The sequence below is a fragment of the Rhizobium sp. BK379 genome (genome assembly GCF_014193955.1).
Classification (GTDB): Bacteria; Pseudomonadota; Alphaproteobacteria; order Rhizobiales; family Rhizobiaceae; genus Rhizobium.
Genome location: NZ_JACIAD010000008.1, coordinates 191,635 through 217,630, shown reverse-complemented (window position 1 = coordinate 217,630; position 25,996 = coordinate 191,635). Strand labels below are relative to the sequence as shown.

22 protein-coding genes, 1 tRNA gene and 1 pseudogene are annotated in these 25,996 nt (G+C 60.0%); 14 read left to right on the top strand and 10 right to left on the bottom strand.

Annotated elements, in window-relative coordinates; genetic code table 11:
- Positions 1-14: 14 nt before the first annotated feature.
- Entirely contained in the window at positions 15-848 is an 834-nt protein-coding gene (locus FHT93_RS29190; RefSeq protein WP_183850727.1) for a class I SAM-dependent methyltransferase, read from the bottom strand.
- Between the two features lie 526 nt (positions 849-1,374).
- On the opposite strand from FHT93_RS29190, the gene FHT93_RS29185 reads away from it, so the two are divergent.
- The 4 genes from FHT93_RS29185 (at position 1,375) to FHT93_RS29170 (ending at position 4,879) form a co-directional block, all read left to right on the top strand.
- Positions 1,375-2,319, top strand: coding sequence for a tripartite tricarboxylate transporter substrate binding protein (locus FHT93_RS29185; RefSeq protein WP_112544171.1), 945 nt, complete (start codon positions 1,375-1,377; stop codon positions 2,317-2,319).
- On the top strand, positions 2,316-2,807 hold the full coding sequence (locus tag FHT93_RS29180) for a tripartite tricarboxylate transporter TctB family protein (RefSeq protein WP_112968781.1): 492 nt from the start codon (positions 2,316-2,318) through the stop codon (positions 2,805-2,807). Before FHT93_RS29185 ends, FHT93_RS29180 begins: the two co-directional genes overlap by 4 nt.
- A gap of 93 nt (positions 2,808-2,900) precedes the next feature.
- Complete coding sequence (locus FHT93_RS29175; protein ID WP_112544168.1) at positions 2,901-4,418, top strand: tripartite tricarboxylate transporter permease; 1,518 nt, start codon at positions 2,901-2,903, stop codon at positions 4,416-4,418.
- Between the two features lie 290 nt (positions 4,419-4,708).
- Positions 4,709-4,879: a hypothetical protein gene (locus FHT93_RS29170; protein WP_007822797.1), complete on the top strand. Its 171-nt coding sequence runs from the start codon at positions 4,709-4,711 to the stop codon at positions 4,877-4,879.
- Positions 4,880-5,005: 126 nt separating this feature from the next.
- Here FHT93_RS29170 and FHT93_RS29165 read toward each other — a convergent pair whose 3' ends face one another.
- Positions 5,006-6,094: a DUF475 domain-containing protein gene (locus FHT93_RS29165; RefSeq protein WP_113015501.1), complete on the bottom strand. Its 1,089-nt coding sequence runs from the start codon at positions 6,092-6,094 to the stop codon at positions 5,006-5,008.
- 371 nt (positions 6,095-6,465) lie between these two features.
- On the opposite strand from FHT93_RS29165, the gene FHT93_RS29160 reads away from it, so the two are divergent.
- The 3 genes from FHT93_RS29160 to FHT93_RS29150 all read left to right on the top strand — a co-directional run bounded on the left by FHT93_RS29160 (position 6,466) and on the right by FHT93_RS29150 (position 7,798).
- Positions 6,466-6,705, top strand: coding sequence for a hypothetical protein (locus tag FHT93_RS29160; RefSeq protein ID WP_112544165.1), 240 nt, complete (start codon positions 6,466-6,468; stop codon positions 6,703-6,705).
- Positions 6,706-6,743: 38 nt separating this feature from the next.
- A complete protein-coding gene (locus FHT93_RS29155; RefSeq protein WP_113015503.1) occupies positions 6,744-6,923 on the top strand; it encodes a hypothetical protein in 180 nt (59 codons plus the stop codon).
- A gap of 158 nt (positions 6,924-7,081) precedes the next feature.
- Positions 7,082-7,798: a hypothetical protein gene (locus tag FHT93_RS29150; protein WP_183850725.1), complete on the top strand. Its 717-nt coding sequence runs from the start codon at positions 7,082-7,084 to the stop codon at positions 7,796-7,798.
- Positions 7,799-7,818: 20 nt separating this feature from the next.
- Here FHT93_RS29150 and FHT93_RS29145 read toward each other — a convergent pair.
- The 4 genes and pseudogenes from FHT93_RS29145 to cpdR1 form a co-directional block, all read right to left on the bottom strand.
- Positions 7,819-8,308 (bottom strand): annotated as a pseudogene (locus tag FHT93_RS29145) (hypothetical protein).
- A gap of 116 nt (positions 8,309-8,424) precedes the next feature.
- Positions 8,425-8,769: a hypothetical protein gene (locus FHT93_RS29140; protein WP_162710080.1), complete on the bottom strand. Its 345-nt coding sequence runs from the start codon at positions 8,767-8,769 to the stop codon at positions 8,425-8,427.
- A gap of 196 nt (positions 8,770-8,965) precedes the next feature.
- Positions 8,966-9,040, bottom strand: a tRNA-Val gene (locus FHT93_RS29135).
- 84 nt (positions 9,041-9,124) lie between these two features.
- Positions 9,125-9,487: a response regulator CpdR1 gene (gene cpdR1 / locus FHT93_RS29130; protein ID WP_007527565.1), complete on the bottom strand. Its 363-nt coding sequence runs from the start codon at positions 9,485-9,487 to the stop codon at positions 9,125-9,127.
- A 190-nt stretch (positions 9,488-9,677) separates the two neighbouring features.
- Between cpdR1 and FHT93_RS29125 the strand changes: the two genes are divergently transcribed.
- Together FHT93_RS29125 and hisN are read left to right on the top strand one after the other, a co-directional pair.
- Positions 9,678-10,559, top strand: coding sequence for an N-formylglutamate amidohydrolase (locus FHT93_RS29125; RefSeq protein WP_112544156.1), 882 nt, complete (start codon positions 9,678-9,680; stop codon positions 10,557-10,559).
- A 249-nt stretch (positions 10,560-10,808) separates the two neighbouring features.
- The gene (hisN, locus tag FHT93_RS29120; protein ID WP_183850723.1) at positions 10,809-11,582 is read left to right on the top strand and encodes a histidinol-phosphatase; all 774 of its coding nucleotides are present in this window, start codon (positions 10,809-10,811) and stop codon (positions 11,580-11,582) included.
- 3 nt (positions 11,583-11,585) lie between these two features.
- Here the strand turns inward: hisN and FHT93_RS29115 are convergent, their stop codons facing one another.
- Complete coding sequence (locus tag FHT93_RS29115; protein WP_183850721.1) at positions 11,586-12,557, bottom strand: alpha/beta hydrolase; 972 nt, start codon at positions 12,555-12,557, stop codon at positions 11,586-11,588.
- 682 nt (positions 12,558-13,239) lie between these two features.
- On the opposite strand from FHT93_RS29115, the gene FHT93_RS29110 reads away from it, so the two are divergent.
- Entirely contained in the window at positions 13,240-13,710 is a 471-nt protein-coding gene (locus FHT93_RS29110; RefSeq protein ID WP_112544150.1) for an Hsp20 family protein, read from the top strand.
- Positions 13,711-13,784: 74 nt separating this feature from the next.
- Here FHT93_RS29110 and FHT93_RS29105 read toward each other — a convergent pair whose 3' ends face one another.
- The gene (locus FHT93_RS29105; RefSeq protein ID WP_112544148.1) at positions 13,785-14,789 is read right to left on the bottom strand and encodes a bile acid:sodium symporter family protein; all 1,005 of its coding nucleotides are present in this window, start codon (positions 14,787-14,789) and stop codon (positions 13,785-13,787) included.
- A 94-nt stretch (positions 14,790-14,883) separates the two neighbouring features.
- Between FHT93_RS29105 and FHT93_RS29100 the strand changes: the two genes are divergently transcribed.
- Positions 14,884-15,738: a LysR family transcriptional regulator gene (locus FHT93_RS29100; RefSeq protein WP_112544146.1), complete on the top strand. Its 855-nt coding sequence runs from the start codon at positions 14,884-14,886 to the stop codon at positions 15,736-15,738.
- Between the two features lie 67 nt (positions 15,739-15,805).
- Here FHT93_RS29100 and FHT93_RS29095 read toward each other — a convergent pair whose 3' ends face one another.
- Positions 15,806-16,858 carry a low specificity L-threonine aldolase gene (locus FHT93_RS29095; RefSeq protein ID WP_183850719.1) on the bottom strand — a complete coding sequence of 351 codons (1,053 nt, stop codon included), beginning with the start codon at positions 16,856-16,858 and terminating at the stop codon, positions 15,806-15,808.
- 546 nt (positions 16,859-17,404) lie between these two features.
- Between FHT93_RS29095 and gltB the strand changes: the two genes are divergently transcribed.
- From gltB to FHT93_RS29080, 3 genes are all read left to right on the top strand, one after another.
- Positions 17,405-22,129 (top strand): glutamate synthase large subunit, encoded by a 4,725-nt coding sequence (gltB, locus tag FHT93_RS29090; RefSeq protein ID WP_183850717.1) that lies wholly within the window; start codon positions 17,405-17,407, stop codon positions 22,127-22,129.
- Positions 22,130-22,354: 225 nt separating this feature from the next.
- The gene (locus FHT93_RS29085) at positions 22,355-23,809 is read left to right on the top strand and encodes a glutamate synthase subunit beta (RefSeq protein ID WP_112544481.1); all 1,455 of its coding nucleotides are present in this window, start codon (positions 22,355-22,357) and stop codon (positions 23,807-23,809) included.
- A gap of 254 nt (positions 23,810-24,063) precedes the next feature.
- Positions 24,064-24,705 carry a hypothetical protein gene (locus tag FHT93_RS29080; protein ID WP_183850715.1) on the top strand — a complete coding sequence of 214 codons (642 nt, stop codon included), beginning with the start codon at positions 24,064-24,066 and terminating at the stop codon, positions 24,703-24,705.
- 39 nt (positions 24,706-24,744) lie between these two features.
- Here FHT93_RS29080 and FHT93_RS29075 read toward each other — a convergent pair whose 3' ends face one another.
- Positions 24,745-25,956: a DUF459 domain-containing protein gene (locus FHT93_RS29075; RefSeq protein WP_183850713.1), complete on the bottom strand. Its 1,212-nt coding sequence runs from the start codon at positions 25,954-25,956 to the stop codon at positions 24,745-24,747.
- Positions 25,957-25,996: the final 40 nt, after the last annotated feature.

Below are 25,996 nucleotides of genomic sequence, written 5' to 3'. Positions count from 1 at the left end.
CATAACCGCAGCAATCAGCCTTTGTGAATCACCACTTCCAGATATTCCGCCGGCACGACCATGGTGCCATCCTTGGCGCGGTTGAAGCGTGCGATGAGCGCGAGGAAGTCCTCCTCGAGAGCCGTCTTTCCCGGCTGCGGCAGAGCCTCGAAAGCCTTGTAGACGGGACCATACCAGGTGCGGAAAACCTCCAGCCAGTGTGCCGGCGAGCGATAGCGGAAATTATACATCCGCGACGTTGCCTTGATGCCGGCCTGGCCGCCGAACATTTCCTCCAGCCGGGCCTTCGTACCCCAGAGTGCAGGCGACCTGACGCCCGGCATGGGCGGAATATGCTTGCCTATCGTCTTGAAGACCTGGCCGATGAAGCTCTCCGGCGTCCAGTTGGCCATGCCGATGCGCCCGCCGCGCCGGGAGACTCGCAGCATTTCCTTTGCCGCCTTGTCCTGATCCGGCGTGAACATGACGCCGAACGTGGAGACGACGACATCGAAGCTTGCATCCTTGAAGGGCAATGCTTCCGCGTCGGCCTGCTGGAAGTTCACCGCCAGGCCGTTTGCTATCGCCCGCTCTCGGCCGCGCTCCAGAAGTTCAGGAACGTAGTCGGTCGAGGTCACCTCGGCCCAGCGACGCGCAGCAGCAAGCGTCGCATTGCCGTTGCCGGCAGCAATATCGAGAACCTTTTCGCCGGAACGCAGGTCGAGGGCCTCGCATAGATTCTCGCCGACGATCTGCAGCCGGGCGCCGATGACGGAATAGTCTCCGGATGCCCAGGCCGACTGCTGACGCGACTTCAGCGCGGCGAGATCCGGCGCGGGTTGAGCTGTGGCATGTCCTGTGGTTTGCATGGCATGTTTCCCCTCGTATCGGCGAGGATGGGCCATTGCCGCGATCGTTCGCCGGTTTCGCCTAATTCAGGTTTTGAGCGCAGCCTTCGACCGGTTTCTTGAAGTGCTCCAGGTCGGCTCGCAGGCGGAGCGTGCCTCGGGATGGCAATCGGCCTAGGATCATCCGCCATTTGCCTTCCGATCGTCCCCCGCGCCAAAGTATCCGCCATGTGCCAGCTGGCGTCCAGTACAGACAATGTACTAGTCATATGCCTGCCCTGGGTAAGTGCTGCCGTCTTTCGCGCGAAGGTAGCCGAATTGCGGCAAAAAAGTGTCCTGCCGCACTGGATATCCCGAGGATGTCAGCTAAATGACAGCTTCATATGATGGCTTGGGCTACTTCTTCTCCGTGGAGGCGGAGAGTTGAAGAATTCCGGGAGGACTTCCGCTCGCTATCAGGACAATTGCGTCCACCGATCGGTGATCTCTCCTCATTTTCAAAAAATAGCACAGGCGGTTCGCTCAGCCGCAGTACGGAGGACACATCGTGAAGCACACTTTCATCGCAACTCTTTTGGCAGCGGCTATTGCGCTGCCGGCCTACGCCGCCGATTACACCATCATCGCTCCCGCAGCGCCCGGCGGCGGCTGGGACCAGACGGCTCGCTCACTGCAGACGGTGCTGCAGCAGGAAGGTATTTCCAAGAGCGTTCAGGTTCAGAACGTACCCGGCGCCGGCGGCTCCATCGGTCTTGCGCAATTCAGCAGCCAGAGCGCAGGCAATCCGAACGCTCTGATCGTCGGCGGCTACGTCATGGTTGGCGCGCTGCTGACCAACAAGTCGGTCGTCACGCTGAAGGATGTCACCCCGATCGCTCGCCTGACCGGCGAGTATGAAGCTGTCGTCGTTCCCGCCGCGTCCGACATCAAGACGCTCGCCGATCTCGTCACCAAGCTGAAGGCCGATCCCGGCGCCGTTTCCTGGGGCGGCGGTTCTGCCGGCGGCACGGACCACATCGCCGTTGGTCTGATCGCCAAAGCTTCCGGAGTCGATCCGACCAAGATCAACTATGTCGCCTTCTCGGGCGGCGGCGAAGCACTCGCCGCTATCCTCGGCGGCCAGGTCACAGCTGGCATTTCGAGCTACAGCGAATTCGAATCTCAGGTGAAAGCCGGCACGCTGCGTCTGCTCGGCGTTTCCAGCGATGCCCGCATCGACGGCGTCGATGCACCGACCTTCAAGGAAGCCGGTACCGACGTTTCCATCCAGAACTGGCGCATGGTTGCCGCCGCTCCGGGCCTGACCGATGAAGAAGTCGCCTCGATTGCGGCTGACTTCGACAAGCTGCACAAGTCTGCCGCCTGGCAGGAAACCCTGAAGACCAAGGGCTGGGCCGACACCTACCTTGCAGGCGACGAGTTCAAGGCGCAGCTCGAAAAGGATGTCTCGGCTACCGCGGGCATTCTCAAAGATATCGGTCTCGTTCAATGAGTGAAGCCGATACCTCATCGGCAACGAAGCGCCGCCCCGATTGGGCGGCGCTGATCATTGCCCCTTTCCTCATCGTGGTCGCCGTCGTGGTCTTCTGGGATGCCTCGCATCTGAAGACGATCGCGCAGTATGACCGCATCGGACCGTCGACAGTGCCGAAAGTCGTAGCACTCGGCCTCTTCTGTCTTGGCATCTGGACGGCTTTCGAAGCCTGGCGCGGCGATTTTCCGGAACGCGAACATCAGGAAGTGGCGCCAGTCATCTGGGTTGTGGCGGGCCTTGCCGGACAGATGCTGCTCCTGCGCACCGCCGGTTTCTCGATTGCGACGGGCGTACTCTTTGCACTCACCGCGCGCGGTTTCGGCAAGCGCCAGATCTGGTTCTCGCTGCCTATCGGCATCATCATGAGTTTCATTGTCTGGACGATCTTCTCGCAGCTCCTGCAGCTCTCGCTGCCGGCCGGGCCGCTCGAACACCTGTTCTTCTGATAGCGCTCGCCTCGCACCGGGCGCTCTCAGTTTCGTTGCTTTTTGCGCGGATGGTCCTGTGCCCCCTCAGGAGCCGCCGCTTGGGAAAAAACCATGAGCACATTCGAATTCCTCTGGCAGGGCATTCTGGTTGCTGCGCAGCCGATCAACCTGCTTTACGCCCTCATCGGCGTAACCCTCGGCACCGCCGTCGGCGTGCTGCCGGGAATCGGCCCGGCGCTGACGGTCGCGCTGCTTCTTCCTGCCACCTACAAGCTCGACCCGGGCGGCTCGCTCATCATGTTCGCCGGTATCTATTACGGCGGCATGTATGGCGGCTCGACCACGTCGATCCTCCTGAACACACCGGGTGAAAGCGCCTCGATCGTCACCGCGCTCGAAGGCAACAAGATGGCGCGAGCAGGGCGCGGCGGACCTGCGCTGGCGACAGCGGCCATCGGCTCGTTCGTCGCCGGCCTTATCGCCACGCTGGGCCTTGCTTTCGTGGCGCCTTACATCGTCAAACTGGCACTGGTTTTCGGTCCGCGCGAATATTTTGCACTGATGGTGCTTGCCTTCGTCACCGTCTCCTCGGCCTTCGGGGATTCGGCACTGCGCGGTCTCACCTCGCTCTTCATCGGCTTCGCGCTCGCCATGGTCGGCATAGACCAGCAGACGGGTCAGGCTCGCCTGTCCTTCGGCATTCCCGATCTGCTCGACGGTATTGAGGTGACGACGCTTGCCGTTGCGATGTTCGCGATTGGCGAGACACTCTATATCGCCGCCCAGGGGAAGCGCGGCGAAGACAAGGTGGAGGCGGTACGCGGCTCGCTCTGGATGAATGCGCAGGACTGGGCGCGTTCCTGGAAGCCCTGGCTGCGCGGCACGATCATCGGCTTCCCGATCGGCGCCATGCCGGCGGGCGGTGCTGAAATCGGCACGTTCCTTTCCTATGCCACCGAAAAGCGTCTTTCGAAGAACCCGGAGGAATTCGGTCATGGCGCGATTGAAGGCGTTGCCGGTCCGGAGGCTGCCAACAATGCTTCGGCTGCCGGCACTCTGGTGCCGCTCCTGACGCTCGGTCTGCCGACATCGGCGACGGCGGCGATCATGCTCGCTGGCTTCCAGCAATATGGTCTGCAGCCGGGACCGCTGCTGTTTGCCACCAACCCACAGCTCGTCTGGGGTCTCATCGCCAGCCTGCTCATCGCCAATGCGATGCTGCTGGTGTTGAACCTGCCGATGATCGGCCTCTGGGTCCGCCTGCTGACGGTCCCGAAACCGTGGCTTTACGCCGGCATCCTGCTGTTTGCCACGCTCGGCACGATCGGCGCCAACCCCTCGGTCTTCGAACTCGGCATGCTGCTCGGCTTTGGCGTTCTCGGTTATGTCATGCGGATCTTCGGCTATCCGATCGCGCCTGCCGTCGTCGGTCTCATTCTCGGGCCGCTGGCCGAGCAGCAGCTTCGCCGTGCGCTATCAATCAGCCAGGGCGATGTGACGACGCTTGTCATGTCGCCGATCGCCTGCGGCCTGCTGATCGTGGCGGCTGCCGCCTTCCTCATCCCGCTGATCCTGAGATTGCGTGGCCGCGGCCAGGTTCTCTCTCAGCTCGCGGCAAATGAAGACTAAAACAAAAAGACGACCTGACCCCTAATTCAGGCCGGCCGTGGCAACATGGCCGGCCTTTCTTTTGGCGTTGAACAATTTTTTTCCGGCTGAAATCCGCTGTCCTCTCCAATCATATGATTGAAATCGAATGATAAAATTGGATTTGTAGTAACGTTTCCCGGACTGTTTTTCATTTGCCGGCGAAAGAAATATGCGCTTTTTGCATGGCAGCGGTGATTTCTTGCGCGTTGTGAGTGCATGCGGATTTTCCCATCTAGGAAAGGTCAACGAAAGAGCGAGAGGAAAAGAAGATGTCCGCTTTCAGAAAGTCGATCCACAATGGTTTCCTGGCCCGCGCCTTTGCAGCGCTTGGTGCCGCAAACGCAGTCAGCGCCGCTGTCGAAGGTGGCCGCAAGCCGCGCGCACGCGACCTGCAAGAACTCGGTATCGATCCGGTAAGCTTCGGCCGTGTCATCCGGTAAGACGTGCCGAATGCGCAGATTGAATGCCAAATCAGATATTGAATGAATGAGCCCGCAACCGGTGGTCGCGGGCTTTGTTTTTGGACTATCCGAGCCGCAGCGCCAGACCGCAGCGGCTTTTGCTTATCAGGCGTGAAGGCGCTCCCGTTCGGGCATATGCGCTTCCTTCTGTCGCTCCTGTCTGTTGTAGCGGATCGAGGACCAGAGCGAGATGCCGATGAGGGCAGCGCCGCCAAGGCCGGTAATGACCTCGGGTATGTGCGTCAAGGTCTGCACATACATGATCACCGAGAGGATCAGGATCGCGTAGAAGGCGCCGTGTTCCAGGTAGCGGTATTCGGCAAGCGTTCCCTTCTCCACCAGCATGATCGTCATCGAGCGCACATACATGGCGCCGATGCCGAGACCGATGGCGATGATGAAGAGATTCTGCGTCAGTGCGAAGGCGCCGATGACGCCATCGAAGGAGAAGCTGGCATCCAGAACTTCCAGATAGATGAAGGCGCCGAGGCCACCCTTTGCCGCTTCGCTCATCGCGCGCTGCGATGCGTCGAGGAGACCGCCGATGACTTCGACCACCAGGAAGGTCACGAGACCGTAGATGGCGCAGTAGACGAAGGTGGTCGCGTCTTCACCCTCCAGGAGAGAGGAGAAGAGTAGGATCAGCAGGAGCACGAAGGCGATCTCGATGCCCTTGATCGCGGCCGAACGCGCCATGATCCGCTCCAGTGAGCCGATCCAGTGGACTTCCTTCTCATGGTTGAAGAAGTAGGTAAGGCCGACCATCATCAGGAAGGTACCGCCGAAGGCGGCGATCGGCAGATGCGCGTCATTCATGATGCGGGCATATTCTGCCGGCTCGCGGGCCGCCAACACGAGCGCTTCCCACGGACCGATCTGGGCCGCGATGGCGACGATCGCCAACGGGAAGACGATGCGCATGCCGAAGACGGCGATGATGATGCCCCAGGTCAAGAACCTGTGCTGCCAGACCGGAGTCATTTCCTTCAGCTTGTTGGCGTTGACGATGGCATTGTCGAAGGAGAGCGAGATCTCCAGAACGGCTAGCACGCTGCAGATGAAGAAGACGGTTGCCATGCCGCCCAGCGTGCCGGTCGATTGCCAGCCGAGAAATGCGCCGAGCGCAAGGCCGAGCGCCGTGACGATGAAGGCCCAGCGGAAATAGCCGAGCGAAGACTTGTGGGATTGGCTCATGACTGCACCTCGCAGCCGCAAACCGTTTTTGAAGATGAGGTGAAAACAGAAAAACGCATACCGCAATGGGCATGCGCGTTTGGCATGGTGAGCTTTTTCATCGATGAAAAATCCGCCGGCTAATTTGCAGGCGGTACCGACATCACGAGAGCGCCGTAAAAACTCTCGCCAGAGGGGCCCGGCACCAGGGTTCCCCCGCAACCGATGTCTGGATGAGGTGCGGGTGCCTCACTAGGTAGTGAAGTTGCTGCCCCAGTCAAGACGTGGGCTGGGCCACGGTTACCGATTTCTTTGGAACCATGCGAGCGCTCACCCGTTAGAACCTAGCTGAGCCGACGAACGCAGCTCAGAATTCTTGAAGGAGGGCGACGATGCATAATTCGACCCATGTTCCCGACAGGCGCACGGAAGCCTCGGACCGCATCAAGCGGGCGAAACCCAATCGTATGCAGAAGGCGCAGGTTCTTCCGCCGCATCATGTGGACCTGACGCTGACGCCGGGTGTTATCCACGACATTCACGTGCCGGCGCATGTGACCGGCAGCGATCTTTCAAAGGGCGGTCCCGACATCAAAAGCGACAATGCTCATGTCGCAAAACCGGTCCGCTGAAAACCAGTTCCGCAATCCATCAAACAGGTGAGACACGAATGACGATCAATCTTGTGCCGCGCGATATTTTCATCCAGCACGAATATGAATGGCAGGCCGTGCGTGATGCGGCGGAGCGCCGGATAGATATTGGCAAGCGCGAGAGGCCATCCGTGCAGCCGAGCGGGCAAACAGCGAAGACGCCCGCAGCGGCACCTTCGGCAGCGCAGGGCTGCTGAGTCCCAGGCAGAATTTATACGAGACGCCCGGCCATCAAGCCGGGCGTTTTCGTTTCCGGCGAATTTCGGCTTGGGAAAGCGATCCGCGGCGATGCCTTGCCAACCTTTCGGAAAGGATTGCGCGGCGATAATCCGGCCCGTTCAAGGGAATCGGATCGATGGCCAAGACAGCAACACGCGGCCGCCGCAAGGCGCCGGCAAAAAGGAAGAGCAGCTCATCCTCCGGAGGCGCGATGCCCTGGCTGGTGCTCGGCATCGCCGCGGTGGGCGCCATTGCCGCCTATGACAACTGGAAGACCATCCGCCCGATGTTAGGGAAGGAACCGGCTGCCGTTATCCGCGAAGCGGCTGAAGCCAAGCCTCAGGCACCCAAGGAAGCACCGAAGCAAGTTGCCGTCGCAGCACCTGCCGCCAAGCCGCGGCAGACGAACGATCCGGTGCCGCCTGCGGCGATCCCCTCGGCTCCAGTGCCGACCGCAAAGATCGTGCCGGCCTCTATTTCCCCTGTTGCCCCGTCCTCTTCGGAAACCGCCAAGGCCGCCTTTGGATATTGCGGGCAAGGCGAGCATATCAATTGCGTCGGCGATGCCGGCACCTTCTGGTACAAGGGTGAGAAGATCATCATCGCTGATATGGTGAGCCCGGATGTCGACCGCGCTCGCTGTGAAGACGAACGGAAGATCGCCTTTGCCGCCAAATCCCGTCTGCTCGCGCTGCTGAACGCCGGTCCGTTCAACATGAATGCTGCCGGCAAGGTGGATGACCGTGGCGCGCCGCGTGTCATTTCGCGCGACGGCCGCTCCTTCGGTACGCGTCTTATCAATGAGGGCCTGGCGAGGAAGCCGGGATCTGCCTCGGGCTCCTGGTGCGCCTGAGGCCGTCAGTCCAGCGCTCTCTATTTTCCACCGTTTTTCCGTGCCGGCGCCTTGCCGTTGGTGCGGAAGCTGCCCGTGAAGGCCGAATCCTTGCTTTCCGCCGTGCACTCGATGGCCATCGGCTTGCCGGCATAAGGATTGCCGAAGGTGCAGAAGCCGGCAACCTTCACTTCACCCGTCATCTTGTTGCCGACGCCCGTGGTGACGAGGCTGAGTGGCAGGCGGGCATTGGCCATTGGATGCGGGCTTGATGCCCTTGCCGTCGCCCTGGAAGCCCAACAGCTTGCCATCAGAGGTGAAGATGAAGGTGACCGTGCCGTTGACGAGCGTCACACTTGCCAGCTCTCCCTTGCAGCCCTTCGTGGCATCAAACTTGGCAACGACCAGCTTCTGGCACTTGCCGCCAAGCGCAATGACGCCGGGCGCACCCGGAAAATTGTCATCCGCCTGCGCTGCAGCGGCAAAAGTGAGGGTGGAGAAGGCGGCGATGGCAAGCGCAGATAATTTCATTTCGATTCGAACCCCGTGAACTGACGAGGCGAATCAACACCTCGGGCTCCATTATCGCGCATGGCATGGCTCTGTGTCCGAATTTGGTTTGGCGTCGAAGATGGATTTCTATCGTCTCAGCACGGATACATTTGCTCCAGTGACCTGAGCAGGACCAAGGGATAAGCCTGGAACGTCTTCTCACCGATATCCGGGTGCCGCTCCAGATATCTCTTCACGATTTCGACGTACTCGGTTTGCGAAATCGTGACGTTCCGCGGTGAGCAATATAAGAGGGGCTTGCCCTCAGCTGCGAGGTGGGTGTTCACCATTCGAAGTGTCAATCCCGCCCCGCCAATCAGCATCGTGACGACGCTTGTCTCCTTGCTCTCCATGAGCGCGCGGAGCGTCATGTCTTCTTTTGCGGAAGCCGGGCTCCAGCTCAACACCAGCAGCAATATCAATCCGATGAAAATTTTCATGTGCACCCCCAATGAGGGAGAGCGAAGCAACATTGCAACCGTTTGGTCAAGCCACTTTTCAGGGAAGTTTCGGCAAATGCGGCACGAACAAGCAGACACTTCGTACCGGTCTTAGAAGAGCCTGCGAAGGCCACAGCGCCAAAACTAAAAAGGCCTTTCGATTTCTCGAAAGGCCTTGCTTTTCAGCGAATTAGGATGGTGGGCGTGACAAGGATCGAACTTGTGACCCCTACGATGTCAACGTAGTGCTCTCCCGCTGAGCTACACGCCCATCCGATGTCGGCGCATAGACCACAAAACCTCCGGAGCCGTCAATAGGCTTTTTTGAAGTTTTGTGACGATCCGCCAAGACGCCTTATGCGGCAAGCATCTTGTTGACCTCTTCGACGAGGTCGCGCAGGTGGAAAGGCTTGGAAAGGACCTTCGCATCCTTGGGAGCCTTCGAATCAGGGTTCAGTGCAACGGCTGCAAAACCGGTGATGAACATCACCTTCAGGTCGGGATCGAGTTCGGTGGCGCGCCGCGCCAGTTCGATGCCATCCATTTCCGGCATGACGATATCGGTCAAGAGCAGGGAGAAGGGCTCCTCACGCAGGCGGTCATAAGCGCTAGCGCCGTTGTCGTAGGAAAGGACCTTGTAGCCGGCCTTTTCAAGCGCCTTCACCAGGAAGCGGCGCATATCATTGTCGTCTTCGGCGAGAAGTATCTTCTGAGTCATTAATCCGGACCGCTGATCACTACGTTTTTTATGGGATACCAGCCGTCTACACTATACTTCGCCCGGTAAACAACCGGTGAAATCGCCCTAGCCGCGGCCGCTATCCCTTCCATGTAGTATGGACTTAAGGGCAGGCAACTGGCAACATAGCCCTCACAGCCACTTGATGACATGGTAAAGAGGGCAGAAAGTGCCGGAAATACGCGAATACGAGCTTTTTGAAGTGCATGAGCCCGTGTCGCAGACCATCCCCTTCGTCTACAACTCCCCTCACAGCGGCCGTATTTATCCACCGGAATTCATCGCACAGTCGCGGCTGGAAGGCATCTCGATACGCCGGTCCGAAGACCATTATGTCGATGAACTGTTCGGTGCGGCCGTGGACCTCGGCGCGCCACTCCTGCTTGCGAACTTCCCGCGCGCTTATCTGGACGTCAACCGAGAGCCGTATGAGCTCGATCCGCGCATGTTCGACGGCCTGTTGCCGCCTTATGCGAATATCAATTCGCTGAGGGTTGCCGGTGGACTTGGGACCATTCCGCGCATCGTGGCCGAGAATATGGAAATCTATGCGCGCCGGCTGCCCGTACAGGAAGGGCTGGAACGTGTCGAAAGCGTCTACAAGCCCTATCATTCGACGCTGCGGCGGCTGATCGCGCGCACGCACGTACAGTTTGGCTTTGGTGTCCTGATCGATTGCCATTCCATGCCTGGCAATGTGCGCGTTGCCGGCAGCAATGCGCGACCCGATTTCATCATAGGCGACCGCTACGGCACCAGCGCTTCGTCAGAGCTTTCGCGCACGGCGATCGGCATCCTCGAGGAAATGGGTTTTGCCGCGATCCGCAACAAACCTTATGCCGGCGGCTTCATCACCGAACATTACGGCCGCCCGTCACGCGGGCTGCATGCGCTGCAGATCGAGGTCAATCGTTCGATCTATGTCGATGAGGTCACGCTGGAGAAGCGGCCCGATTTCGACATCGTTGTGACCGCCATCACGTCGTTCATGCGGCAGATGGCCGACTACGTCGAGAAATTCTCCGGCGACCGGGCGCTTGCTGCCGAGTAATTTCTCAATCAGGTCAAAAAAAACCGCGCCTTGTCAGCGCGGCTAAGTCTAGGGAGGAAACACCCAAGGAGGGTATTTACAGTCAGAAGACTGTAATCAGGAAACTACTGTTGCATTGCACAAATGTCAAGCATTATATTGCACTGCAAAATCTTTAGGCAGCTAAGCCGAAATTGCCCGTTTCATTTGCATTCAACCGCTTTTTCGCTATGAAAAGCGCCATTTCCCGCCAGCTATACGGATTTCTCCATGCTTCCTGACCGTTCGTTCTTCAACCGTCTTGCCGAAGCTGCGAAGGCGGAAACCCTGCCGCGTTTTCGCTCGGGCACCAATGTCACCAACAAGCTGTCCTCCGGCTTCGACCCGGTCACCGAAGGCGACAGGGCGGCAGAAACCGCGATCCGCGCGCTGATTGAGGCGCATTTCCCCGACCACGGCATTCTCGGCGAAGAGCACGGCAATGTCGGCCTTGATCGCGAGCATGTGTGGGTGATCGACCCGATCGACGGCACGCGCGCATTCATCTCGGGCGTTCCTGTCTGGGGGACACTGATCGGCCTGCAGAAGAACGGCCGGGCTATTGCTGGCATGATCGAGCAGCCTTTCACCGGCGAACGCTATTTCGGCGACGAGAATGGTTCGACCTACAGCGGACCTGAGGGCGAGCGCCGGCTGCAGGTGCGTGATTGCGGTGCTCTTTCCAATGCCATCCTGTTCACAACATCGCCACATCTCTTCGTCGGCGAGGAGATGGACAAGTACCGCGAAATCGAAAGCAAGGTACGGCTTTTCCGCTATGGCTGCGATTGTTACGCCTATGCGCTGCTGGCGGCGGGCCATGTCGATCTTGTTGTCGAAAACAGCCTCAAGCCTTACGACGTCGGCGGCATCATTCCTGTCATCGAGGGTGCCGGCGGCATCATGACCACCTGGGATGGCGGGCGGCCGGAAAATGGCGGTTCGATCATCGCTGCCGGCAGCAGGGCGGTTTATGAAGAAGCCGTCGAGATTCTGCAGCGCTGAGGCTCATGCGCCGATCGCAGCCACATCCTCGGTCGCCTCAGCATCGCTGCCTGGAATGAAGGCGTGGAGCGCTGCCAGCGCGGCGGCGCGGTACATATCTCTTTCCTGGAATACCTCGTGTCGGGCGCCATTGATCGGCACGAGTTGGCCGGCACGGAAATAGCGCGAAAGCCGCTCTTGCGCCGTATAGGGCACCAGGCCGTCGCGCGTCGGTGCGATGACGACAGAGGGGATCGTGATCGAGAAGAGATGATAGGGCTGGGTCACCCGGTCGATCGCTTTCATGCATTCGTGCATCCAGCGGGCAGTCGGCGCTCCCAGAGCAAGTTCCGGGTGAGCCCTTGCGATCGCCGCGTTTCGCTCGAAACGCGTTTCATCCGATGTCAGAGGGTTATCGGGGAACTGCAATTCTTTCATCTTGCCGAGCGGCAAGGCACCAAGGCCGATCGTGCTGAGCGTCGCCGACACCGCGCGGATCATCCCCTCGGAAGCGGCCTGGCCTATAAGGCCGAGGAAAGGGGCGGACAGTACCATGCGTTCGATACGCGTCGAAAGATAAGGTGCGGCAGAAAGCGCGATCAGTCCGCCGGTCGAATGGGCGAGCATGTAGAAGGGCAGCCTTGTATCCGGCAGCACGACCTTCTCGAGGAAGGTGTCGAGGTCGCGCTCGTAGTCGGAAAAGCGGCGGAGGTGGCCGTGATTGCGCTTCTTGATCAGCCGTGGTGAGCCGCCCTGGCCGCGCAGGTCGTAGGTCGCGACCCAGAGACCCTTGGAAGTGAGGTCGCGGATCGTTTCGAAATACTTCTCGATACATTCGCTACGGCCATGCAGAAGCACCACCGTTCCATGGGCTGCGGGTGTTTGCGACCGGAAGACGGCATAACGCAACCTATGGCCGTCGTGGGTCTCGAAAAAACCTTCGGTGCGGTTCTCCGGCGCCGGATTGTCTGGAGTTGAGTAAAGCACCTGTTCCATGGCCAGTGTTTCTTCGCGTGAGAGATTTACTAGGGGATACCGCAGGGATTGGGAAAATCAATGGCGAAATTACCGCTTAATATAAGCGAAGTATAATGGAACGAGATTTCTCCATGCGACAAGCTCGGCGAAAGCTGAGACACGCTAAAGTTAGTGCGAACGAACGATTTGTCCCGGCATGAAGCCGGTTATCCGCACGTGCATGACTGAAGATTGGGGCGCCGGGAGGCCGGTCACGATTTGGGTCCTCCATCGGCCTGTCAATTTCGGCGCCCGCCAATCAATCGGCTCGACCATCTGCAGCTGGATTGTCTCGATATCGATCCGCCGGATCGACTCGCAGAGCTCTATGCTTGAAGAAAAGTGGCCGGCGGAGCTGAGGGAGCTCTTGGCCGGCCGAATTGAGGCTGAAGAAGAAGGGACGATACACTTCAGCCGTCGGGCCAGTGTCACCCGATGCGCCTATCTCTAGTGAGAGGCGGCTGAACCTTCTCCGAACCTGCCGTTCATGCAGGGTTCACGCAGAAATCCCAGCGTTTTGAAGAGGGCTTGAAGTCCATGAAGGCCATCCCCATCTGAACTTTGCGGACGCCAGAAGGGTCCGCGCAATCGTCCCGGAGCCGCCAAGAATGGGGTTTCACGGACATGCTATCGCAACACGTCGCTTCCCTAGGAGGACATCATGCGTCACGTAGACTTCTCTCCCCTTTATCGTTCCACCGTTGGCTTCGACCGTCTGTTCACGATGCTCGACAGCCTTTCCCAGCCGGACCAGGTTCCGACCTATCCGCCTTACAATATCGAACGGACCGGTGAGAACACCTATCGCATCACCATGGCCGTTGCCGGCTTTGACGAAACCGAACTCGCCATTGAATCGCATGCCCACGCGCTCACCGTGAAGGGTGAAAAGCGCGAAGAAAATGCCGATGGCGGCGAGTATCTCTACCGCGGCATTGCAAAGCGCGCTTTCGAGCGCCGCTTCCAGCTTGCCGACCATGTCGAAGTGACCGCCGCTTCGCTGAAGAACGGCCTCTTGCATATCGACCTTCTGCGCAGCATCCCCGAGGCTCTGAAGCCCCGCAAGATCGCTATTGCCGCTGAGCCGGTCGAGGCTCCGAAGTCGATCGAAGCACAGGTCGTCAACAGCTAATCCGCTTTCAACCGGATCAGACCGAAACGGCGCCCAAAAGGGCGCCGTTTTTGTTTTGAAGCCGTCTCACCTGGTCAGGCCGGGCTTGTCGCTTCTTCAAGCTTTTTTTCCGATGTGCGGCGCGCTGCGGCAGCGGCATATTTCTGGGCGATGACGGCGCAGACCATCAGCTGGATCTGGTGAAAGAGCATCAGCGGCAGGACGATCGCGCCGATCGATTGGCCGGCAAAGATGACGTTTGCCATTGGAACACCGCTTGCAAGGCTCTTCTTCGAGCCGCAGAAGGTGATGGTGATCTCGTCCGCCTTGTTGAAGCCCAACCAGCGGCTGCCGTGCATGGTGATGACGAGGACGAGCGCCAGTAGCAGCATATCGGCGATGATGACGGCGGCGATATCGGCGATCGAAAAGGTGTGCCATAGACCTTCGACGACGGCCGTCGAGAAAGCCAGGTAGACAACCATCAGGATGGAGCCGCGGTCGACGGGCATCAGGATTTTCTTCTTGGAGCGGATCCACTCGCCGATCCAGGGCTGCAGGATCTGGCCGACAACGAAGGGAGCCAGCAATTGCAGCAGGATCTGTTCCAGTGCGTCGAAGGAAAAGCCGCCATGGCCGCCGACCGAGAAGAGCAGGCCGACAAGCAGCGGCGTCAGGAACATGCCGAAGATGTTCGAGGCCGACGCCGAGCAGATCGCCGCGGGGACGTTTCCGCCGGCCATCGATGTGAAGGCGATCGAGGACTGCACCGTCGACGGCAGCACGCAAAGGAAGAGGATGCCGAGATAAAGCGGCTGAGGCAGGATCGAATCCGGGATGAAGCCTATCGCCAGCCCGAAGATCGGGAAGAGGCCGAAGGTAGTCAGCAGGATCATGAGGTGCAGGCGCCAGTGCAGCAGACCGGCAACGACGACATCACGCGAGAGGCGTGCGCCGTGCAGGAAGAACAGCAGCGCAATGGCAAAATCGGTCGCTACCCCGAACCAGCCGGCAAAGGTGCCGCTCGCGGGGAAGATCGACGCGAGGATGACGGTGCAAACGAGCAGGATGGTGAACGTATCGGGTAGAAAGCGCCGCATGGCTGTCTCGCCTAACTTAAAGAGTCATTGTTCTGTCGCTCATTATGATACAGGATGCAAGGAATAACAGTTATTACAAATCTGGATTTCACCGATGCTGGATCTCTCACAGCTACGCAGTTTCGTCACCGTCGAGCAGATGGGCAGCTTTACTCTGGCCGCCGAAAGGCTTGGGCTTGGGCAGTCGACGGTCAGCCAGCATATCCAGAGGCTGGAAACGTCACTCGGGCGCCGGCTGCTGGAGCGTGATACGCACAAGGTCGTGCTGACCGGCGATGGCGAAGCCTTGCTGACGCATGCGCGGGCGATGCTGTCGATCGAGGGGCAGGTGCAGTCGCTGTTCAAGAGCGGCAGCCTGCGTGGGCGGCTGCGGCTTGGCGTTTCCGAGGATTTTGTGACGAGCCGCTTGCCGGCGGTGCTGGAAGATTTCGTACGCTCGCATCCTTCCGTCGATATGGAACTGACGGTGGCGCTTTCCGGCGTGCTCTATGAAATGCAGGATGCAGGGGCGATCGATCTCGTGCTTGCCAAGCGAAGGCTCGGCGATGAGCACGGAAAGCTCGTGTACCGGGAGCCGCTGGTGTGGCTGGCGCGTGATCCAGAGCATGTGCTCGCATCCGGTCCACTGCCCTTGATCGCTTTCCCGCCGCCGAGTGTGACGCGCGCCATTGCGCTGGAAGCGCTCGGTCGGCAGGGCGTGGACTGGCGGATCGTCTGCACCTGCGGCAGCCTCAGCGGACTGACGGCAGCAGCACGCGCCGGAATGGGAGTGCTCGTGCAGCCGCGCAGCATGGCGCCCTCGGGGTTGAAGGAAATCTCGCCGGCCCGGCTGCCGGTGCTGGAGGATGTCGAGTTCGTACTGGTGCCGCGGAAGGGAGCCGATCAGGCGCTCGTGGCGGCTCTTTCGGACGATATTCTGAAGAAGGTCAGAGGCTTGCGGTCGGCCTGAAGATCCTCAATCAGAAATCCCGCCGGCGACGGCGGGATTTTCCTTCGCGAATCCGGCATTTGCGAAATCAGGCGGCCAGGCATTTGAGGAAGCCATCGACATCGGCTTCGGTCGTTGCAAAGCTGGTGACGAGACGGACAAGAGTTTCGCCCTCCGAAACGAGATCCGGCATCCCGGCAGGGATCGGCCACTCGTAGAATTTTGCACCCTTGCTCTCAGCCGTTTTTGCCGCCGATTTCTGAATGACCGCGAAAACTTCGTTAGAGGCGGTCGGCCAGGCGAGCCGGGCCGAATTGCTCGCGCCGATGCCGGCGCGCAAACCGTCGGCCATGCCATTGGAGTGTCGGGCGAGATCAAGCCAGAGGCCGTTTTCGAAATAGGCGTCGAACTGGGCGGAGATGAAACGCGACTTGGAGAAGTGCTGGGCAGCGCGCTTGCGGATGAAATGCATTTCCTTCGCCTGTTCCGGATTGAAGAAGACGATCGCTTCCGCACACCAGCAACCATTCTTCGTGCCGCCGAAGGAGAGCATATCGACGCCGCGCTTCCAGGTCATTTCGGCAGGTGTTGCCTTCAATGCAACGAGCGCATTGGCAAAGCGCGCGCCGTCCATGTGCAGGGGTAGTCCTCGCTTCTTGGCGATCGTGGAAATCTCGCCGATTTCCGGCAGCGAATAGACGGTACCGATTTCGGTGGATTGGGTGATGGTCACAGCGGTGGCGCGGCCATGACGAAGGGCATTCTCCGGGAAGTGCGCGATCTTTGCCGAGAGCTTGGTCGGATCGATCTTGCCGGCTTCGCCGTCGACGGCCATGAGGCGGGCGGAGCCGGAGAAGAATTCGGGGGCGCCGCATTCATCCTCGATCACATGGGCTTCCGAATGGCAGAAGGTGATCCCGCCAGGGCGCTGGACGCTCGCCAGCGCCAGGGAGTTGGCAGCGGTGCCGGTCGCAACGAAGAAGACGGAAACGTCGCGCTCGAAGATTTCTGAAAAGCGGGCTTCCACTCGCTTGTCGAGATCGCTGTTGCCGTAAGCGGCGGCAAAACCGGTGGATTCGGCGAGCAGGCGTTCGGCAATGGATTTATGGGCGCCAGCCCAGTTGTCAGAAGCAAAAATCATAGAGAAAACCGCTGAAAATGATGGGGAGGGAGTTTCGGGAGTGGACACTACGCCAAAGCTTCACAGGATCAAGGGCGGAAACCTGGATGCATCACAAAAATTGAACTGCGCAATCAATAAACAAAATGATAAGTTGGAAGGTAATTTTATGTCGCCATTTTGGTTGATCTGGCAATCTTCCGTCGCAAATTGACGTTTTTTTAAGATGGCGCTCTTGCGAAGAGGAATTGTTTCTGGCATTGAATGGACGAACTAGGACAGGGTTGCTGTCCTATTTTGGTCTTCACGGCCGAAGAGGCGCCCGAAAGCCCTGGAACAGACCGGCTTTCAAGCTATAGTTCTTTCGAGCGCTGAGCCTTCCATATGGCGGCGCACGGAAGCGAATGGCAGGCGCGGAACGCGACGGTTTGCTTTCCCTGAAAGCAGATGTCTGCGACCGGATCTTCATGATGCAACAGCGCTGTCACGCGCCGGACCTATCTTAAAGGTGCGGTGCGCGACGAAAAGCCGCCCGCAGCCCCGCGGGCTTCGACAGGAGGAAAGACGATGACGAAGATGACGCCATCCACGCATATTGACCAGTTCGCAGCAGCAGACGCGCGCGCAATGGCCAATACGCGTAAATCCGCCTCCGGTCTGCCGAAGAAACAGGGGCTTTACGATCCGCGCAATGAGCACGATGCCTGCGGCGTCGGCTTCGTTGCGCATATGAAAGGGCAGAAGTCGCATCAGATCGTCAAGGACGGTCTCTTCATTCTCGAGAACCTGACGCATCGCGGTGCCGTCGGCGCCGATCCGCTGATGGGCGATGGTGCCGGCATTCTGGTGCAGATTCCCGACCGCTTCTTCCGCGAGGAAATGGCCAAGCAGGGCATTACCCTGCCGAAGGCCGGCGAATATGGCGTCGGCCATATCTTCATGCCGCGCGACGAAAAGCAGATCGAACACTTCAAGAAGGTGATCAAGGACGTTATCGCCGAAGAAGGTCAGGTCCTTATCGGCTTCCGTGACGTACCGGTCGACAATTCATCTCTGTCAAAGGCGCCGGCGATTGCAGCGACCGAGCCGCATCACGTGCAGGTCTTCATCGGCGCCGGCAAGGATGCCGCGACGAACGACGAATTCGAGCGCCGGCTCTTCACGCTTCGCAAGGTCATTTCCAACCGGATCTATGACGAGTTCGACGGTGAGGAGAGCCACTTCTATCCGGTGTCGCTGTCCAGCACGACCGTCGTCTACAAGGGCATGTTCCTGGCCTATCAGGTCGGCGCCTATTACAAGGACCTGGCGGACCCGCGTTTCGAAAGCGCGGTCGCCCTCGTGCATCAACGCTTCTCGACCAACACCTTCCCGTCGTGGAAGCTCGCGCACCCCTATCGCATGGTCGCCCATAACGGCGAAATCAACACGCTGCGCGGCAATGTCAACTGGATGGCGGCACGACAGGCTTCGGTTTCCTCGCCGCTCTTCGGCGAGGACATTTCCAAGCTCTGGCCGATCTCCTATGAAGGCCAGTCGGATACGGCCTGTTTCGATAACGCGCTCGAATTCCTTCTGCGCGGCGGCTATTCGCTATCGCATGCCGTCATGATGCTGATCCCGGAAGCATGGGCGGGTAATCAGTCCATGTCGCCCGAACGCAAGGCATTCTACGAGTATCATGCCGCGCTGATGGAGCCGTGGGACGGGCCGGCTGCCGTTGCCTTCACCGATGGCAAGCAGATCGGTGCGACGCTCGACCGTAACGGCCTGCGTCCGGCACGCTATCTCGTCACCGATGACGACCGCGTCATCCTGGCATCGGAAGCCGGCACTCTGCCGGTTCCCGAAGAGAGCATCATCCAGAAGTGGCGTCTGCAGCCTGGCAAGATGCTGCTGATCGATATGGAGGAGGGCCGGATCATCTCCGATGACGAGGTGAAGGCGCAGCTTGCCAACGCACATCCCTATCGCAGCTGGCTCAACCGCACGCAGCTCATTCTGGAAGACCTGAAGCCGGTCGAGCCGCGCGCGCTTCGCCGAGACGTCTCACTGCTCGATCGCCAGCAGGCCTTCGGTTACACGACCGAGGACACCAAGATCCTGATGTCGCCGATGGCGACGACGGGTCAGGAAGCGATCGGCTCGATGGGCACGGATACGCCGATCTCGGCCATGTCCGAGAAGTCGAAGCTGCTTTACACCTATTTCAAGCAGAACTTCGCGCAGGTGACGAACCCGCCGATCGACCCGATCCGCGAAGAACTGGTCATGAGCCTCGTTTCCTTCATCGGTCCGCGTCCGAACATTCTCGACCATGAAGGCATGGCGAATGCCAAGCGACTGGAAGTACGCCAGCCGATCCTGACCAATGGCGATCTCGAAAAGATCCGCTCCATCGGTCACACGGAAGACCGTTTCGACACCAAGACGCTCGACTTCACCTATGATGTCGAGCGTGGCGCCGAAGGCATGCCGGAAATGCTCGACCGTCTGTGCGAGCGTGCGGAAGCGGCCGTCAAGGGCGGCTATAACATCATCGTGCTCTCCGACCGCCAGATCGGTCCGGATCGTATCGCGATCCCGGCGCTGCTGGCGACTGCTGCCGTCCACCATCACCTGATCCGCAAGGGGCTGCGCACGTCGGTTGGTCTCGTCGTCGAGACCGGCGAGCCGCGCGAAGTGCATCATTTCTGCCTGCTGGCCGGTTACGGCGCGGAAGCGATCAACCCCTATCTCGCTTTCGACACGCTGCTCGACATGCATGCCAAGGGTGAATTCCCGAAGGAAGTCGACGCCAACGAAGTCGTCTATCGCTATATCAAGGCTGTCGGTAAGGGCATCCTGAAGGTCATGTCCAAGATGGGCATCTCGACCTATCAGTCCTATTGCGGCGGGCAGATCTTCGATGCGATCGGCCTGCAGTCGGAATTCGTCGACAAGTATTTCTTCGGTACGGCAACGACGATCGAAGGCGTCGGTCTGGAAGAAATCGCCAACGAGACGGTCATCCGTCACAAGTCTGCCTTCGGCCGCGATCCGATCCTGGCGAGCAACCTCGATATCGGCGGCGAATATGCCTACCGTATGCGCGGCGAAAGCCATGCCTGGACGCCGGATGCCGTGGCTGCCCTGCAGCATGCGGTGCGCGGCAATGCCGAGGATCGTTACCGCGAATTCTCCGAGATGGTGAACACCTCGGCACTGCGCATGAACACGATCCGCGGCCTCTTCAAGATCAAGAGCGCCGAGGCACTCGGCCGCACGCCGGTCTCGCTCGACAGCGTTGAGCCCGCGGTCGATATCGTCAAGCGCTTCTCGACGGGTGCCATGTCCTTCGGCTCGATCAGCCGCGAGGCGCATACGACGCTGGCAATCGCCATGAACCGGATCGGCGGCAAGTCGAACACCGGCGAAGGCGGTGAAGAGAGCGACCGTTACATGCCGCTGCCGAGTGGTTCGTCGAACCCCGAGCGCTCGGCGATCAAGCAGATCGCCTCCGGCCGTTTCGGCGTGACGACGGAATATCTGGTCAATGCCGATGTGCTGCAGATCAAGGTCGCGCAGGGCGCCAAGCCCGGTGAAGGCGGCCAGTTGCCCGGCCACAAGGTCGATGCGGTCGTTGCCAAGACCCGTCACTCGACGCCGGGCGTCGGCCTGATTTCGCCGCCACCGCACCATGACATCTACTCGATCGAAGATCTGGCGCAGCTGATCTACGACCTGAAGAACGTCAATCCGACCTCGGATGTATCGGTCAAGCTCGTCTCGGAAGTCGGCGTCGGCACGGTTGCCGCCGGTGTTGCCAAGGCCCGTGCCGACCACATCACGGTCGCCGGTTTCGACGGCGGTACAGGTGCATCACCGCTCACTTCGCTGAAGCATGCCGGTTCGCCCTGGGAAATCGGCCTTGCCGAAACACAGCAGACTCTGGTGCTGAACGGGCTGCGCTCGCGTGTTGCCCTGCAGGTCGATGGTGGTCTGAAGACCGGCCGTGACGTCGTCGTCGGCGCGCTGCTCGGCGCCGACGAATTCGGCTTTGCGACGGCTCCGCTGATTGCTGCCGGCTGCATCATGATGCGCAAGTGCCATCTCAACACCTGTCCGGTCGGCGTGGCGACGCAGGATCCCGTCCTGCGCAAGCGCTTCAAGGGCACTCCCGAGCATGTCATCAACTACTTCTTCTTCGTCGCCAACGAAGTGCGCGAAATTCTCGCCTCCCTCGGCTTCACCAGGCTCGATGATATCATCGGTGCTTCGGAACTGCTCGAGAAGGATGAGATGCTGGCGCACTGGAAGGCCAAGGGGCTCGACTTCGCCAAGATCTTCCACAAGGTCGATGCACCGAAGGAAGAGACCTACTGGACAACACGCCAGAAGCACCCGATCGACGACATTCTCGACCGCAAGATGATTGCGGCCGCCGAGCCGGCACTGGCATCGAAGACGCCCGTCGCCTTCGAAGTCGATATCAAGAACGTCGATCGTTCGGCCGGTGCAATGCTCTCGGGCGAGGTCGCCAAGCGTTATAACCATCGTGGGCTGAAGGAAGATACGATCAACGTCACCCTGAAAGGTACCGCCGGGCAGAGCTTCGGCGCGTTCCTGGCACGCGGCGTCACCTTCAACCTGATCGGCGACGGTAACGACTATGTCGGCAAGGGTCTCTCGGGCGGCAAGATCATTATCCGCCCGCCTGACAATTCGAGGATCGTCGCTGAAAACTCGATCATCGTCGGTAATACCGTTCTTTACGGGGCGACCGAAGGCGAGTGCTACTTCCGTGGTGTCGCGGGCGAGCGTTTCGCAGTTCGCAACTCCGGTGCGATCACCGTCGTTGAAGGCGTGGGCGACCACGGCTGCGAGTATATGACGGGTGGCGTGGTCGTCGTGCTCGGCGCAACGGGCCGCAACTTCGCGGCCGGCATGTCCGGCGGCGTGGCCTATGTTCTCGACGAGACCGGCGATTTCGCCAGCCGCTGCAACATGGCCATGGTCGAGCTCGAGCCGGTTCCGGAAGAGGATGACATGCTGGAGAAGCTGCACCATCACGGAGGCGACCTCATGCACAAGGGACGAGTCGACGTCTCTGGTGACATGACGCGCCACGACGAGGAGCGCCTCTACCAGTTGATCTCCAACCATCTGCACTATACGGGCTCCACCCGCGCCAAGGAAATCCTTGAGCACTGGGCCGACTACCGCCCGAAATTCCGCAAGGTCATGCCCGTCGAGTACCGGCGCGCCCTTGAGGAAATGGAACGCAGCCGGATGGGCATCGCTGCCGAATAATTGCACCGAACAATCCGCCACGCTCCAAAGCGCGCGTGGCGGATGACCGAAATATCTCAATGACTCAACGACGATCAGCCGCAAGCCCGAAGCTTGCGCAACCGCGTGGATGGCGACAAGGGATATGTTCTGATGACGGTCAAGACAAACAACCTGCCTCCGCGATCGAGGCTGAACAGACAACTGGCCGCGGGCGAGGCGGTCATGAGGGTAAGGGACGAAAATATGGGTAAGGTTACAGGTTTTCTGGAAATCGACCGGCAGGTGGCGAAGTATCAGCCGGCGTCGGATCGCATCCGTCATTTCCGCGAATTCACGATCCCGATGTCGGACCCGGAAGTGCAGAAACAGGCAGCGCGCTGCATGGACTGTGGCATCCCCTACTGCCACGGCCCGACCGGCTGCCCGGTTCACAACCAGATTCCGGACTGGAACGACCTCGTCTACAACAACAACTGGGAAGCGGCGATCCAGAACCTGCATTCGACCAACAACTTCCCGGAATTCACAGGTCGCGTCTGCCCCGCTCCCTGTGAAGAGGCCTGTACGCTGAACCTCGAGGACGCGCCTGTTGCCATCAAGACGGTCGAGCAGGCGATTGCCGACAAGGCTTACGAGCTCGGCTTCATCCGCCCGCAGCCGGCAACGATCCATACCGGCAAGAAGGTCGCGATCATCGGTTCCGGCCCCGCAGGCATGGCTGCTGCCCAGCAGCTCGGCCGCGCCGGTCATGACGTGCATCTCTACGAGCGTGAGACGAAGCCGGGCGGTCTGCTGCGCTACGGCATTCCGGACTTCAAGATGGAAAAGAACTTCATCGATCGCCGCGTCGAGCAGATGAAGGGAGAGGGCGTCACCTTCCATTGCGGCGTCAATGTCGGCGTCGACGTCAAGGTCGAACAGTTGCTCGCCGATTATGATGCCGTGCTTTACTGCGGCGGCTCCGAGACGCCGCGCGCAGCCGGTATTCCCGGCACCGATCTCGCCGGTGTTCACGATGCGATGCCGTATCTCGTTCAGCAGAACAAGCGTGTCGGTCGCGAGAATATCGACAGCACCGGCTGGCCGTCCGACCCGATCCTGGCCGGCGCCAAGCATATCGTGGTCGTCGGAGGTGGTGACACGGCGTCGGACTGCGTCGGCACGGCCTTCCGTCAGGGGGCTGTCAAGGTGACCCAGCTCGACATTCGGCCGCAGCCGCCGGAGAAGGAAGACAAGCTCGCCGTCTGGCCGTTCTGGGCCACGAAGATGCGCACCTCCTCTTCGCAGGCCGAAGGCGCGATCCGCGAATTCCAGGTCGCGACGCTCGAATTCGTCGGTGAAGACGGCGTGCTGACCGGTGTGAAGTGCTGCGAAGTCGATGAGCGCCGCCGCCCGGTTCCGGGTACGGATTTTGTCATCAAGGCGGATCTTGCCTTTATCGCCATCGGCTTCAGCGGTCCGTTCAACGACAGCGTTTTGAAGGAACTCGACGGCAAGCTGACGCTCAATGTCGACAAGCGCGGATCGACCAACGTCGTTGCCAACGATCGTGACTACAAGACCTCGGTCGACAAGCTCTGGACGGCCGGTGACGTGCGCCGCGGCCAATCGCTGGTGGTCTGGGCGATCCGCGAAGGCCGCCAGGCGGCACGCGCGATCGACGAGGCACTGATGGGCTCCACCGTCCTGCCGAGCTGATCCTCTTCGAATAATTCGTCGAGCGATAAAACTCCGCCGTATTCCGGCGGAGTTTTTCGTGGTGCGACCGGTTGACGCGCCGCGGCCTCCGGCAAGCTCCATGCAATTCCCGAACCGCAGGATTCTTGCGTGCGCAGGCCCGAACCGGCCCGCGACGACTGGCCGGACATGCCCCGTCCGCTCAGTCGTGAGGCGTTTACTGTTGGCCGTGGCGCAGGGACAAGGTTGCTGCGGACCATATCAAAGGAAAAACCATGGTTTCCGCAATCGATAGTACGCGGCTGGTCTCAGCCCAATATGCCCTGAAGAACCTGCGCGGTTCCGACAGCGACAGCAGTCAGAGTGCCACCGAACCCTCCAGCGCTGCCAGCATTCTCAGCAGCTACGGTCTCGATCCCGACACGTCGTCGCTACTTTCCAACAATGCGCTGGCAAGCCTGCTCGATACGCTCTCGACGCAGAACGATCAGGCCGAGGAGACGACCGATACGTCGGGCGAAAGTACCGATGTGACGAGTTCTTCCTTCATGGCCATGCTTAAAAAGCAGCTTGAAGAGGCGGCCCAGCAGGAAGGGACTGGTGGTACGGCGCATGACATGCTGGCTGCTCTTGAAAATGGTACGCTGACGGTCTCCGATCCGACGCAGGGCGTTTCCATCACCGCCTGGGATGTCGAAAATCCGGATGAAGCGAATACAGACAGCAAGCCCGGCTCCGATATCGACGCCAGCGGCTGGAACGATTTCCTCAACGCGCATCTGAAGCGCGGCGATGATGCGTCCTTCGTCAAGCAGGGTAATCACTACGTGGATCAGCTCGACAACAGCAACGCCTATTTCGGCCAGATCGGCTCGAACTTCGACTATCTGACCTGGCCGCAGGCGGCAGCCAAGTAAGTCCCGAATGTCAATAAGGGCCGCTCAAGCGGCCCTTTGCTATTTCACGGAGATTTCCGCCGTCGTCTTCAGCGTCGGCATGCGGTAATCGTCTATACGCCCCGCCGGCGCCGGGGCCATTTCCCCCTGTTCGACCAAGAGATCGCGCGGCGATTTCGTCAGCGTCACCGGCGGTATCTTGCTGGCGCCGAGCAGTTCCGCTCCGCCATCGAGGTTCGGGTCGGACAGGCTGATCGGCTGCGTGTGTTCAACCGGATTGTTGGGCAGCGTCAGCGCCGGCAGGTTGCCGGGATCGAGGCGCACGAGATCGGGGCTCGCCTGAGTGCCAAGAAGGCGGCGAGCGGGCTTTTCCACGTAGAAGGCCAGCTTGCGGCGACCTGCCTGCGTCAGATTGATGCCATCGGTCGTGCGCAAGCGCACCTGCTGGCCGTTGACATCGGAACCGGTGACGATGAACTTGCCATTCTCGTCCACGAAGCCGTCCCAGATATCGACGAATTCGCCACCGATACTTTCGAGTTGATTGCGGTAGAGCTGGTTCATCTGCACGGCGTCAGCGGTCATCGAATCGGATTCGAAGGCGGGAAGTCCGACCCAGAGCAGCGGAATCTTGCGGCTCGTTACCTCCTTGCCGAAGGCTAGCACGCGGCGCTGATATTCGCTGAACCAGCCATCGGTGCGGAACTTTTCCTTGCCGGCATCCGTCACCATCTGCTGGCGATCGTTGGCGCCGATCATGACGACGACCATAGCCGGTTTCAGCTCGTCGATCATTTTCGGCAATTCGCCGGGCCAATTGTAGTAGTCGTCGCGAACGAGGCCAGACGAGACGTTGCTGCGGGCTTCTACCACGACACCGGGCGAGGTTTCGAAAGCGGCGGTGAGGCCGTCACCCAGCCCGCCGGCCAGAAAGTCGCCAACGACCAGAATTTTCTGGGCGTTGTCGAGCTTTTGGACCACGGGTTGGCTGGGCGGGACCGGCGCCGTGCGCATTGGTGTCACGGCCTTCTGCGCAGGCGGGCGCCTGCGGGGCTGCTGTTGCCGCCGCGGCTGGTCACGCATTTCGGGCTGTGGATTCTCGTCGATGTAACGGCGGCCGAGAAAGAAATCGAGGATGGAGCGGCGCTGATAACGAAGCTCCTGCGCTTCGGCGTAATGGGCCGGCAGCATCGAACCCAGGCAAAGGGACAACGCGGCTGCGGCGAGCGCAAGCCCACGAATCCATCGGGTCCGGTTAATTTTTCTTGTCATCGGGCAGTTCCGCATCTGCCGGGCATTTTGCATAGGCAGC